This window comes from Mesonia ostreae, from assembly GCF_031845265.1.
Lineage (GTDB): Bacteria > Bacteroidota > Bacteroidia > Flavobacteriales > Flavobacteriaceae > Mesonia > Mesonia ostreae.
On record NZ_JAVRBG010000002.1, the window covers coordinates 240,797 to 254,078 of the forward strand.

The following is a 13,282-nucleotide window of genomic DNA, read 5'->3' on the forward strand; positions in this document are numbered from 1 at the left end:
AAAATGAAATTTTTTGGTATGAAATTTGCCTAAAATATTCTATATTGGATGCTTTTAAAAGTCGTAAAACTTTTAAAGCACTAGTTTTATAATTAAGTTGTGTATTTAATTAGACTGTTATTATCTACCCCCAATAACCGTTTTGTACACAGTAGAGTCCTTTTTCTTTTTAGAAAAAGGGCTTTTTTTGCTCTATAACAATTTGTTGTGATAAAAGTTTTTAAAAATTCATTAATTTCCTAAAAATTTCAGATTATGAGTAGAGGTTTTGTGAAAGAAGAAGATCAAGAAGAAGCTCCTTTAATTCCGCCAAGAGCTGCATTGCCCATGGGTGTCACCAATTATGTAACCCAAAATGGTAAAGATGCTTTGTTGCAAGAACGAAAAAACTTGGAAGAAACACGATCAAAAATAGATCTTAAAGATGAGCAAGCAAAGCGTAGAGAGCAGGCGGTGGTAGATGGAAAACTTCAGCTCTTACAAGAGCGTATTGCCTCTGCTAGAGTCATCTCCTTAGAAAAACAGCCTCAAGATGAAGTGCGTTTTGGTGCGAAAGTTGAATTTATTTTGAATAAGGCGAAACAAAAATTTCAAATTGTTGGCGTAGATGAAGCCGATGTAAAGAATAAAAAAATTAGTTTTACCGCGCCCATCGCAAAAGCACTAATGGGAGCCAAAGTAAACGAAAAAGTAGATTTTAAATTAGGAGCAGATTCTAAAAGGATTAAGGTTTTGGCGATTGCATATTAAAACTTTTTGGCATTTTTGTGTTAAGTATAAAATTTAATGAAAGTAGATAATTTAGAACAAGGTTTTTTTGGTATAGGAATACAAAACGGAAAAACGCCAGAAAATCTAGGCGTTTTATGGCGAACAGCTCAAAATTTGGGCGCGAGTTTTATCTACACTATAGGAAACCGTTATTCCAAACAAGCTTCAGATACGCACAAAGCTGTTGGCGCCATGCCTTATTTTCATTACGATACATTTGATGATTTTTACAAGCATCTTCCCAAGGGAGCTCTATTAATTGGAGTAGAATTAACCGATGAAGCTGAAGCTTTAGAAAAATTTGATCATCCCAGAAGAGGTGTTTATTTATTGGGAGCAGAAGACCATGGCTTATCCAAACAAGCCATTGAAAAGTCTCATAAACTAGTTAAGTTTTCTTCCGCGTTAAGCTTAAATGTCTCCGTTGCCGGAAGTATTGTGATGTATGATCGCAATACAAAAGGAACGGTAATTTATTGATCTAGATTTGCTTTTATTTTTTCAATTGCATTTTGAATCGATTTTTCGGGTTCAATGATATTGCTAGCGCCCCAGAAATTTTCATCTTTAAAGCCCGAAACATCATCTGCCATAACGATAGAAGGTTTGATGTAATTGGCTTTTTTTAAATCTTTATTTTCCAATTCTTCCCTTTTGGTTACCATCATTTCGTTGGTGAGCGTAAATCTAGAATTAAATAATTTCTTTTTCCAATTCACTACAAATTCTAACTTGGCATTGCTGTGACCATAATACCATTTTCCATCTTTCTCAAAATAATCTACGTGGTATTCAATTTTTTCTGGATATACTTTTACGCTTCCAGGTTTTTTAACTACAAACATTCTGGAAGCTAATTTTCGGTTTTCAATGTTCAAATTATAATCGGCTTTTAATAAAGTTAAGGTAGCTGCATCGATGTACAAAGTGCCGTTATACCAAGCATTTCCTTTGGTATTCTCCTCAAAACCAATTCTATGCACATACCTATTGTTGATGCTGGTTGGGTTTTCTAACGAAAAGGTATAATCCAAAAACTGTTCATCTTCAAAGATAAATTCAGGATATTCCATTACATCCAAGTATAGAGAACTATACGGGCCACCTCTTAATTTTAAACTAAGGTGTCTAGCCGAGAATAATCGGTGCTTTTTCTCGCTTTTAAAATTGAAATTTTATCTCTTTTATTGGAAGAGTAAGACTCTTTATGAATTTTTACCACTGCTTCAGATAAGGAAACATTTCTTCTACCTTTCTGAATAGTTTATCTATAAAAGCCGCTCATGACTACGGAATGATTAATGTAATTTTCTTCTCGTTGAGAAAAGCATTCTTTCACTAGAGATTTAGCGTCTTTTACTTGATATAAATTAATTTGAGAAAGTTTTTCTGAAGACTCTGTCAAGTAAATCAAAGTTCTTCCTAGATCAAAATTTCTTAAATGAAGAGATTTACTTTCGTAACCCAAATAAGAAGTGGTGATGATAGCATTTGTCAAATCTGCTGGAATTTTTAGAATAAATTCTCCTTCTTTATTGGTGATTGTAGAAAATCCTGATTTTCAACTTCAATTTTTGCAGAAACTATGGGTTCTTGCGTCTGTTCGTTTATCACAAGTCCTTTGTAAGAAGTATATTTCTCTTGTGCCGAAATGCTAAAGCTTACTAAAAAAATTAGGATCGCAATAAGGGAAAATAGAGCTTTGTCTTCATGGCTTTTGAGTTATGGGGTTTGCTATACAAGATATTGAAAATTAGCGATTTATAAAAGTTAAATTTTTTCTGAGGAATTCTTAACATTTAATAATTTAAGTTTAAAGAGAACTTAACAGCCATTAAGATGTAATCTGCCTAACTTTAAAATAAAAACTATGAATCAAGAAATCATTTTAAAAAGTAGACCTAAAGGAAAACCTGCCAATTCAGATTTTGAAATCAATGAAATTGATGAGCCTCAATTAAAGAATGGGGAAGTTTTGTTAGAAACGCAATACATTTCCGTAGACCCTTATTTGAGAGGGAGAATGAGAGATCAAAAATCTTATGTAGAACAATTTAAACTGAATGAACCCTTAAGTTCTGCTCTAGTGGTAAAAGTATTAGAGTCAAAAAATGATTCTTTAAAAGAAGGCGACTATTTAACGGGAATGCTTCCTTGGAAAAAAAGACAAGTTAGTGATGCTACAGAATTAAGAAAAGTAGAAGAAGGGGAAGTTCCTCTTTCGGCTTACTTAGGGATTTTAGGAATGACAGGTTTAACCGCTTATTTCGGACTTATACATATTGGCGAGCCTAAAAAAGGAGAAACCATTGTGGTGTCTGGCGCAGCTGGTGCCGTTGGAAGTACGGTAGGACAAATTGCTAAAATTAAAGGTTTAAAAACCATTGGAATTGCGGGTAGCGAGGAAAAAATTGAAATGATAAAAAGTCAATTTGGGTATGACGTGGGCATCAACTACAAAACGACCACAGATATGAATAAGGCGATTAAAGAAGCTGCTCCAAATGGGGTCGACGTTTATTATGATAATGTGGGAGGTGAAGTCTCTGACGGAGTTTTAGCGAACATCAATCAATTTGCGCGGGTCATTAATTGCGGAGCTATTTCTTTATACAACGATACTGAAACCCCTACAGGACCTAGAGTAGAGCCGTTATTGATAAAAAACAGTGCAAAAATGCAAGGTTTTATTGTGAGTAATTATGAAAATCAATTTGACGAAGGAATTAAGCAATTGGCAAGTTGGTTAAAAGAAGGCAAATTAAAATTTGAAGAGACTTTTGTAGACGGTTTTGAAAATACACCACAAGCATTTATAGATCTTTTTGATGGAAAGAATAAAGGGAAAATGGTGGTTAGAATGAAGTAATCACTTAAGCATTTTGAATCTTTGCCTATTGATAAGATTAGAAAAATATAGTAATTAAAGACCCCGTAGGTTTCAAGAGCCTATGGGGTCTTTTGTAAATAATGAGTTTGTTTTAAAAATTAGAAAATTAATGTTTTAGTTTTCCTATTTCTGTTTACAGCTATTCATAGCATTTTAATTAACAATTGTTGACCAGTATTTTAGGATTAAAAAAAGACCTTTGAAAAAAAAACATGAGCAAGTTTCATACCTATCAAATAGCTAGTTCTAGTGGTGAAAAAATCAATTTTAAGGATTTTAAGAATAAAGTAGTGCTTATAGTAAATACCGCGACTAAATGCGGATTAGCATCCCAGTTTAAAGAATTGGAAAGTCTTCACCAAAAATATAAAGATCAAGGCTTAGTAGTAATCGGTTTTCCTTGCAATCAATTTATGGGACAAGAACCGGTGATTAACGAAGAAATGCAATCTGCTTGTGAGCTTAATTTCGGAGTTACTTTTTCGTTAACAGAGAAAATAAATGTTAATGGAAAAAACACTCATCCTATCTTTAACTATCTAAAAAGTCACCTTGACGGATTCTTAACCAGTAAAATCAAATGGAATTTTACCAAATTTTTAGTAGATAAGAATGGTAAACCTTTTAAAAGGTTCACTTCCGCAACATCTCCCAAAAAAATGCAAAAAGATATTGAAAGGCTTTTAAAAATGTAAATTTTTTATTTTTAAAACTAAGACATTGCTTGTATATTCGGCGTAAAATTAAATTATCGTGCTAAAAGCTGTTTTGTTTGATATGGATGGGGTGATTGTAGATACAGAACCTCTTCACCATAAAGCCTATTTTGGGATGTTTGATCATTATCAAATAGAAGTTTCAGAAGAACAATACCAAAGCTTTACGGGACAATCTACTATAAATGTTTGTAAGCAGTTGTGTGCGTTTTTTGAACTTCCTAATCCGCCGAAAGACTTGGTAGATAAGAAAAGATCTATTTTTAAAAAGCTTTTTAAAAGCGACCCAGATTTAGATTTAATTGTGGGCGTTCGCGAGTTGATTCAAAATTACCACGAAGCAGGATTGACCTTAGTTTTGGCATCTTCAGCTTCTATGGGGACTATCAATAGCGTTTTTGAACGTTTTAATTTAGATCAGTATTTCGTAGACAAATTAAGTGGAGCCGATTTAGAAGCTTCAAAACCGCATCCAGAAATTTTCCAAAAAGCGGCGCAATCTTCGGGATTTCCTATAGAGAACTGTATGGTTATAGAAGATTCTACCAGCGGCATACAAGCCGCAAAAGCAGCGCATATTTATTGTGTGGCGTTTAAAAGTCCGCATTCTAAAAATCAAGATTATTCAAAAGCAGATAAGGTTATCAGTAACTTTGAAGAAATACATTACCCAAAAATCAATCAATTTTTTATTAATTAAATAGAGTATAAAAGTATGAGAAATTTTAAATCCTTCTTTTTCATTTTAACGATGTTATGCTCTTTTGTAACTTGGGCGCAAGTACCAGAAGCAAAAGAGAACAACCAACATAACTTTAAAGATATTATGTATCGCCAAGGTTCTGCGTATAGAACGGCTTCTGGTAAACCGGGGTCAGAATATTGGCAAAATAGTGCAAACTATACTATTGAGGTAAGTTTAGACGATAAAACCCACATGATAACTGGGAATATTGAAATTGAATACACCAATAATAGTCCAGAGAGTTTAGACTTTATCTGGTTATACCTAGAACAAAATAGATTTACAGAAGATTCTCGAGGAATTTTAACCACGCCTATGCAAGGAAATCGTTATAATGGTGATTTGGAAGGAGGATACACGGTATCTAATTTTTCCGCGAAAGCGAATGGAACAACCTCTAACAAATATCTTATTAACGACACAAGAATGCAGGTATTTTTGGATAAGCCTGTAAAAGCGAATGGAGGAAAAGCAACGGTAAAAATGGATTTCTCTTATAAAATTCCGGTAGAAGGAATGGATCGTATGGGAAGATTAGACGTAGAGCAAGGTACTATTTATGCGCTAGCGCAATGGTTTCCTAAAGTAGCGGTCTTTGATGATGTGGTAGGTTGGAATACAGATCCTTATTTGGGAGCAGGAGAGTTTTATGTAGATTACGGTAACTACGATTATAAAATTACAGCGCCTTACAATCATACGGTAGTAGGTTCTGGAGTGCTTCAAAATCCTAAAGAGGTGTTGACAAAAAAACAGCTTAAGAGATGGGAAAAAGCACAAAAAAGTGATGAAACGGTTTATATTATTGAACCAGATGAGGTTGGAAAAAAATCTTCTTTTGTAAAAAATAACGGATCGCTTACGTGGCACTTTAAAATGGATAACACTAGAGATGTTGCTTTTGCATCATCACCTGCTTTTATTTGGGATGCTGCTAGGATGAACTTATCTAAAGATAAAACGGGATTGGCGCAATCTGTTTATCCAAAAGAAAGCGATGGGCAAGAAGCCTGGTCTAGATCTACAGAGTATACAAAAGCATCTGTAGAGTTTTACTCAAAAAACTATTTTGAATATCCTTATGTGAATGCAATTAATGTAGCTGCTGAAGTAGGCGGAATGGAATATCCAGGCGTTAGCTTTTGTAGCTGGAAAAGTAAAGGTTCTTCGCTTTGGGGAGTAACAGATCACGAATTTGGTCATAACTGGTTTCCTATGATTGTAGGAAGCAACGAAAGAAGATATGCATGGATGGATGAAGGTTTTAACACCTTTATTAACCACTACAGTACATTAGCGTTTAATGATGGGGAATATCCTTCTCGCGTAGGGAGTGTAAGAATTTTAAAGAGTTATTTAACTAATGAGAAGAGAGAGGGTATAGATAATTATCCAGATGTTACCAATTTAAGAAACTTAGGTTATACAGCATATTATAAGCCAGCTGCTGGTTTAATTATGTTAAGAGAGTATATTTTAGGAGAAGAACGTTTTGATTATGCATTTAAATCTTACATAAAAACTTGGGCGTATAAGCACCCACAACCTTCAGACTTTTTCAATCATATGGAAAATGCTACAGGAGAAGATTTAGCTTGGTTTTGGAAAGGTTGGTTCTACGGAACAGATAATATAGACATTGCTGTAAAAGATGTAGAAAAGAAAGAAAACGGTTACCTAATCAAAGTTGAAAAAGTAGCCGAAATTCCCATGCCAGTAAAATTATTGGTTAAGATGAAAGATGGCTCTTCAAAATTAATTGATTTACCAGTAGAGATTTGGCAAAGAGGAGATACTTGGGAGCACTTTATGGCAACCAATGGAGAAATTAAATCGGTTGAATTTGATCCGCAGAAAAAAGTTTCTGATGTTGATGGATCTAACGATAGATGGGAGAAATAACAAAATATTTCTTTAAACCTTACAAAAAAGCTTAGTTGTAAAAGACTAAGCTTTTTTTATAATTTATATTCATCCCTATAAGGTACATCTTCATAACCATCTGCAAAGGTTTTTTTTGTGGTGTAATGGTCTTTTAAAACTCTATATACGGTAATAACTAAGAAAATTTGCCCAAGAACGGTAAGGTAAAATACCCAAGAAAAAGAAAAGTCCATCGCGGCAAAAATAGTAACCGTTAAAAGTATAAATGTGGTTATCGCTAAAAGCGGAAGTCCTAAATTGTTCATTTTTTAATTTTAAATTACATTATAATGACAATATATTATGTTTAAAAAATGGTAAAATTTTCTAAATATTGACAGAGTCAGTAAGTTAACTGAAGAAATTCTATCTTTGCAATAAAAAAGTATGGCACATAAAGCAGGTTTTGTAAATATTGTAGGAAATCCTAATGTAGGAAAGTCCACTTTAATGAATGCCTTTGTTGGAGAACGTCTATCGATTATTACCAGCAAAGCGCAAACCACGAGACATAGAATTTTGGGAATTGTAAACGGAGAAGATTTTCAGGTGGTGTTAAGTGACACTCCTGGAATCATTAAACCCGCTTATGAGCTTCAAGCTTCCATGATGGATTTTGTAAAATCGGCTTTTGAAGATGCAGATGTACTTATCTATTTGGTAGAATTAGGAGAGAAAGAACTGAAGGATGAGAACTTTTTTGAAAAGATTACGAAAGCAAAAATACCGGTTTTATTACTGCTGAATAAAGTAGATAAAGGAAACCAAGAAATGGTAGAAGAGCAAGTAGATTTATGGAAAACAAAAGTGCCTAATGCAGAGGTTTTTGCCATTTCGGCCTTAGAGAATTTTGGAGTGCCTCAGGTTTTTAATCGTATTTTAGAATTACTACCAGAATCGCCACCGTTTTACGATAAAGAAGCTTTAACCGATAAGCCCGAGCGATTTTTTGTAAATGAAATTGTAAGAGAAAAAATTCTTATTCATTATAAAAAAGAAATTCCGTACAGCGTAGAAATAGATACCGAAGAGTTTTTTGAAGAAGAAAACATCATTCGTATGCGAAGCGTGATTATGGTAGAACGTGAAACTCAAAAAGGAATTATCATTGGTCATAAAGGAAGTGCGCTTAAACGAGTAGGAGTAGAAGCTAGAAAAGACTTAGAAAAATTCTTTGGAAAGCAAGTACATTTGGAGCTTTATGTGAAAGTGAATAAAAACTGGAGAAGCGATGAGCGACAATTAAAGCGTTTTGGATACAACAATAAATAAAAGTTTTTTTAGAATGAATAAATTTTTAATTCTATTATGTGTTGGCTTTTTTCTTTTCTCTTGTAAAGAAGAAAAAAATCCTTACAAAGAAACTTTAGATCCTACGCATTTAGACCATCAAGTAGAACATGCGTTTGTAGATATGAGTAGAAAGTTTAATGAAAAATCTATTCAAGAAAATGATATAGTAGATTCAATTTATAAGCATCTGCAACAACAAAAAGGAAAGTGGAGCGAGCCTAGCAACATTCTTTATACGCAATTAAAAGAAATCAATACCCAACTAGACCTCTCCATAGAAAAGATTAGTGCGCTAGAATCTGAAACAGAGATGGAGGAAATTTTGACCCAACTCGAAGCAAAATTAGTCAATTTTAAAGATAATTTAACGTTACATGCCCCAAAGGAAGCCGACATAGATTTTAAAAAACTTACAATTGAAGAAAGAAAATTGAATTTAAAAGGAGCCTTCATGAGTTCCTTATACTACCTTAAATTTAAGCTGGCCAGAGCAACTAAGCAAAGTTTAAAAGCGATGGGCAATAAAACTTCTTTTTAAAATCATACTCAAACGTATATTTTATTCTATTTAACATGTACTTTTGCAGCCTAAAAGAAAGATTATGGGAAATATCGTAGCCATTGTAGGAAGACCAAATGTAGGAAAATCTACTTTTTTTAACCGATTAATTCAAAGAAGAGAAGCCATCGTTGATGCTGTGAGCGGAGTTACCAGAGATCGTCACTACGGAAAATCTGATTGGAATGGAAGAGAATTCTCCGTGATTGATACAGGTGGTTACGCTATTGGAAGTGATGATGTATTTGAAGCAGAAATAGATAAACAAGTTGTTTTAGCTATTGATGAAGCCGATGTAATTATCTTTATGGTTGATGTGGAAGGTGGGATTAGTCCTATGGATGAAGATGTTGCTCAGTTGCTTAGAAAAGTACAAAAGCCTGTTTTCTTAGCTGTGAATAAAGTAGATAACAGCGCTCGTGAAGAACAAGCGATGGAGTTTTACTCTCTTGGTTTGGGTGAATATTATACCATTGCAGGAATTAATGGTAGTGGAACGGGAGATTTGTTAGATGCCGTTGTAAAAGCTTTGCCAGAAGTAGAAGATGTAGAAGAAGATGAATTGCCACGTTTTGCAGTGGTAGGAAGACCTAATGCAGGAAAATCTTCTTTTATAAACGCGCTGATTGGCGAAGACCGTTATATTGTAACTGATATTGCTGGAACCACAAGAGATTCTATTGATACCAAATACAACCGCTTCGGATTTGAATTCAATTTGGTAGATACAGCAGGAATCAGAAGAAAAACGAAAGTTAAGGAAGATATAGAATTTTACTCGGTGATGCGAAGCGTTAGAGCTATAGAACATGCCGATGTTTGCTTATTAGTGGTAGATGCCACTCGTGGATTTGACGGACAGGTGCAAAACATCTTCTGGCTGGCTCAGCGTAATCGTAAAGGAATTGTAATCTTGGTAAATAAATGGGATTTGGTAGAGAAAGAAACCAATACCATGAAAGAGTTTGAAGCTCATATTCGTAGAGAAATAGAGCCTTTTACAGATGTGCCTATTGTATTTATTTCGGTTCTAAACAAGCAGCGAATTTTTAAAGCGATGGAAACCGCAGTTGAGGTGTACAAAAACCGAAGCAAGAAAATTAAGACCAGTGTGCTTAACGAAACTTTGCTTCCTATGATAGAAAACTATCCGCCGCCAGCCTACAAAGGAAAATACGTAAAAATTAAGTTCATCACGCAGTTGCCAACACCGCAACCACAGTTTGCGTTTTTCTGTAATTTGCCACAATATGTGAGAGATCCCTACAAGCGATTTTTAGAAAACAAATTAAGAGATGAATTTGATTTTAACGGAGTACCTATTTCCGTTTATATGCGTAAAAAATAAATTTACAGTTTACATATACTAGTAAAGGAGAGAAGTTGTTCTATTACTTTAGCTCGTTTTTTTTGAGGAACGTATTAGATTTAAAAGGAATTTTAAAAAATTTTACCTTTTCAATGAAACTTTTAAGCTTTTTTTAAGTCTTATCAATAGCAAACTAACGATTAAAACACCATCTATGGCATTTAAAAACATGCTAACCCAGTTTTTTCTACTGGGTTTTTTAATGATTTACGCTTCCGCGGAAGCGCAAGATTACAAAATTCAAGGTAAAGTTATTGATAGTGAGAACGTGGCTTTAGAATCGGCAACCATTTATGTGGAGGCTGTAAAAGATAGTTCTTTGGTAGATTACACCATATCTGATGTGGAAGGAAATTTTGTCATTGAAGGCACTACAGATGTCAATGCTGTCAACTTATACATTTCTTTTACAGGTTTTCAAACCTATAAGAAGAAATATCAGCTTTCAGAAAACAGCACTATTAATACGGGAAGTATTACCTTAAAACTAGACGACAATACACTAGGAGAAGTAGTGGTGCAAGGAACTAAAGCTCCGGTATCTATAAAAACAGATACCTTAGAGTTTAATGCAGCTTCTTTTAAAACCAAAGCAGATGCCAATTTAGAAGAGGTGTTAAAAAAATTACCTGGCGTTGCCGTCGATAAAGATGGTGCGATTACCGTAAACGGAAAAAAAGTATCTAGAATCTTAGTGAACGGAAAAGAATTTTTTGGCGACGATCCCAAAATTGCGACCAAGAACCTACCTAAAGAAATTATTAATAAAATACAGGTGGTAGATACCAAAACCAAGTCGGAAGAGTTTACGGGAAAAGAAGGTGATTCAGAAAATAAAACGATTAACATCACTATAGATGAAGATAAAAACAAAGGTTATTTTGCTCGCTTAACCGCGGGAGGAGGAACCGATGAACGCTACGAACTTAGCGGAATTGGAAATTACTTTAAAGACGATTTGAGAGTAAGCATTTTGGCAAGTTCTAACAACATTAACTCTTCTGGGTTTACTTTTGATGAGGTGTTTGATGCGATGGGAAGAAGTGCGTATTCTATCGCTAGAAACAGCAATGGAAGTTTTAGTATAGACGGAAACTCGTTTGGAGGTGGCGGTGGAATCACAAAATCTGATAATGGAGGAGTGAGTTTAGTAAATGAGTGGGACGATAAGACAGAGCTTTCTACTAATTATTTCTTCAATAGAGGAGATACCAAAACTAGAACGCAAATTGAAAGAGAAAATATTCTTCCAGATAGAACGTATTTTAACACTTCTATTTCTTCTTCAGAAAGGAAAAATGATAACCATAGAGCCAGATTTGGTTTTGAGTTTGAACCCGATACGCTTACGCGGATTTCTTTTCGTCCTAATATGACGGTTAATAATGGCTATTCTAAGAGTAACTCCAATACAAATTCTTTTGGAGAAAATGGAAACCCTATAAACAATGCTGAAACCGAACAGTTTTCTGAACTTTACAGTAATAATTTCTCTAACCGGTTAGATGTCACCAGAAAATTTGGTTCTAAAGGTGGTTTTGTAAGTCTTGGGTTTAATAATACCAATAACATTTCTAAAGAAGACAATGTTTATTTTTCATCTAGAGAAATTTATGATGACTTAGGGAATCTTGAAGATACAGAGGTGCAAGATCAATTCATCAATCAAAATACAAAAGAAGATGAATATAGCATTAGAGCAAATACAAGACTTCCGCTAAGTGAGAAATTATCTTTAGATATTTCTTATAGTTATACAAAATCTAAAGGTAAAAGCGAGCGATTAGTTTATGAGAAAGATGCTGTGTCGGGTGAATATGAGGTGCTCATAGATACGCTGAGTAATGATTTTAATTCAGAAACTTTTAACCATCGGCCAAACATTGGTTTGGTGTATCGTGATGATAAATTACGTGCAAGTATTTCTGGAGGTTTAGAGAATGTAAGGCTAAAAAATGAAGATTTATTTTCTGAAACTTCTTTTGATAATACTTACAACAACCTGTATTCTAATGCTTATTTTAGATATAAAATCAATAAAACCAAATCGATCTATTTTAATTATAGAAACTCTAGAAACGCACCTTCTATCACGCAATTACAGCCCGTAACCAATACTACCAACCCTTTAAACGTAGTTACAGGTAATCCTAATTTAGATCCTTCACTGGAGCATAGAGTGTATATGAATTTTAATAATTATGACTTCAAAAGCAGATCTGGATTTTATGCTTATTTAGGAGGGAACCTTACTAATGATCAAGTGGTTTCTATTACTACAACCAATGAGGATTTGGTAAGAACTACAACATATACTAACGTAGATGGGGCTTATAGCTTTTTTGCAGGCGCTAGTTTAGATAAAACCATTACCTTAGAAAGTAAAAATACCATAAAAATTGATGCTGGAATTAACGGAAATCTAAGTAGAAACTTAGGCTTCTCTAACGGTGTTAAATTTGATTCTGATCGCTATAGCGTAAGTCCGCGTATTGGAGTTCAATATGATATCATAGATATTTTAACGGTAGAGCCATCTTATGATGTGAGTTTTATCAATGCAAAATACAGTTTAAATAATACCCGAGATCAAAACTACATTAATCACGATGTTGGTTTAGAACTTACTTCGTATTGGCCAAAAAACTTTATGTTTGGAAATGACATTTCTTATCGTCATTTAGGCAATATAGCTCCCGGTTTTAAAAATGATTTTGTGCTTTGGAATATGAGTTTAGGCTACAAAATATTGGGAGATGATGGTATTTTTAAAGTAAAAGTGTTTGATGTGTTAGATCAAAATGTATCTACACGTAGAAATACAGGAGATGATTTTGTACAAGATACGCAAGAGTTGGTGTTAGAGCAATATGTAATGTTTAGCTTTACCTACAAGATAAGTAAGTTTGGTGGAAAAGATCCTAATAAGAAACGAGGAATGAGATTTTAATTCTCTTCAATAAATATAAAAAAAGCCCCAATTCTAATAAAGAATTGGGGCTTTTTTATATTTATT

13 protein-coding genes are annotated in these 13,282 nt (G+C 33.9%); 10 read left to right on the forward strand and 3 right to left on the reverse strand.

Features of this window, described 5'->3' with window-relative positions; genetic code table 11:
- Positions 1–255: 255 nt before the first annotated feature.
- Together RLT85_RS03095 and RLT85_RS03100 are read left to right on the forward strand one after the other, a co-directional pair.
- Entirely contained in the window at positions 256–750 is a 495-nt protein-coding gene (locus RLT85_RS03095; RefSeq protein ID WP_311400582.1) for a GreA/GreB family elongation factor, read from the forward strand.
- Positions 751–786: 36 nt separating this feature from the next.
- Positions 787–1,251 (forward strand): RNA methyltransferase, encoded by a 465-nt coding sequence (locus tag RLT85_RS03100; RefSeq protein ID WP_311400583.1) that lies wholly within the window; start codon positions 787–789, stop codon positions 1,249–1,251.
- Here the strand turns inward: RLT85_RS03100 and RLT85_RS03105 are convergent.
- Complete coding sequence (locus RLT85_RS03105) at positions 1,245–1,844, reverse strand: hypothetical protein (protein WP_311400584.1); 600 nt, start codon at positions 1,842–1,844, stop codon at positions 1,245–1,247. The genes RLT85_RS03100 and RLT85_RS03105 overlap by 7 nt on opposite strands.
- A gap of 191 nt (positions 1,845–2,035) precedes the next feature.
- Positions 2,036–2,269: a hypothetical protein gene (locus RLT85_RS03110; protein ID WP_311400585.1), complete on the reverse strand. Its 234-nt coding sequence runs from the start codon at positions 2,267–2,269 to the stop codon at positions 2,036–2,038.
- A 372-nt stretch (positions 2,270–2,641) separates the two neighbouring features.
- Between RLT85_RS03110 and RLT85_RS03115 the strand changes: the two genes are divergently transcribed.
- From RLT85_RS03115 to RLT85_RS03130, 4 genes are all read left to right on the forward strand, one after another.
- Positions 2,642–3,640: an NADP-dependent oxidoreductase gene (locus tag RLT85_RS03115; protein WP_311400586.1), complete on the forward strand. Its 999-nt coding sequence runs from the start codon at positions 2,642–2,644 to the stop codon at positions 3,638–3,640.
- A 233-nt stretch (positions 3,641–3,873) separates the two neighbouring features.
- A complete protein-coding gene (locus tag RLT85_RS03120; RefSeq protein WP_311400587.1) occupies positions 3,874–4,356 on the forward strand; it encodes a glutathione peroxidase in 483 nt (160 codons plus the stop codon).
- 58 nt (positions 4,357–4,414) lie between these two features.
- Complete coding sequence (locus tag RLT85_RS03125) at positions 4,415–5,077, forward strand: HAD family hydrolase (protein WP_311400588.1); 663 nt, start codon at positions 4,415–4,417, stop codon at positions 5,075–5,077.
- A gap of 15 nt (positions 5,078–5,092) precedes the next feature.
- Positions 5,093–7,024, forward strand: coding sequence for a M1 family metallopeptidase (locus RLT85_RS03130; protein WP_311400589.1), 1,932 nt, complete (start codon positions 5,093–5,095; stop codon positions 7,022–7,024).
- Positions 7,025–7,080: 56 nt separating this feature from the next.
- Here RLT85_RS03130 and RLT85_RS03135 read toward each other — a convergent pair whose 3' ends face one another.
- Complete coding sequence (locus RLT85_RS03135) at positions 7,081–7,311, reverse strand: hypothetical protein (RefSeq protein ID WP_311400590.1); 231 nt, start codon at positions 7,309–7,311, stop codon at positions 7,081–7,083.
- Positions 7,312–7,432: 121 nt separating this feature from the next.
- Here RLT85_RS03135 and era point away from each other — a divergent pair, with 121 nt between their 5' ends.
- The 4 genes from era (at position 7,433) to RLT85_RS03155 (ending at position 13,216) form a co-directional block, all read left to right on the forward strand.
- Positions 7,433–8,317, forward strand: coding sequence for a GTPase Era (gene era / locus RLT85_RS03140; protein WP_311400591.1), 885 nt, complete (start codon positions 7,433–7,435; stop codon positions 8,315–8,317).
- Between the two features lie 13 nt (positions 8,318–8,330).
- On the forward strand, positions 8,331–8,876 hold the full coding sequence (locus RLT85_RS03145; RefSeq protein WP_311400592.1) for a hypothetical protein: 546 nt from the start codon (positions 8,331–8,333) through the stop codon (positions 8,874–8,876).
- A 64-nt stretch (positions 8,877–8,940) separates the two neighbouring features.
- The gene (gene der, locus RLT85_RS03150; protein WP_311400593.1) at positions 8,941–10,245 is read left to right on the forward strand and encodes a ribosome biogenesis GTPase Der; all 1,305 of its coding nucleotides are present in this window, start codon (positions 8,941–8,943) and stop codon (positions 10,243–10,245) included.
- A gap of 175 nt (positions 10,246–10,420) precedes the next feature.
- Positions 10,421–13,216: an outer membrane beta-barrel protein gene (locus RLT85_RS03155; protein ID WP_311400594.1), complete on the forward strand. Its 2,796-nt coding sequence runs from the start codon at positions 10,421–10,423 to the stop codon at positions 13,214–13,216.
- The last annotated feature ends 66 nt before the right edge of the window (positions 13,217–13,282 follow it).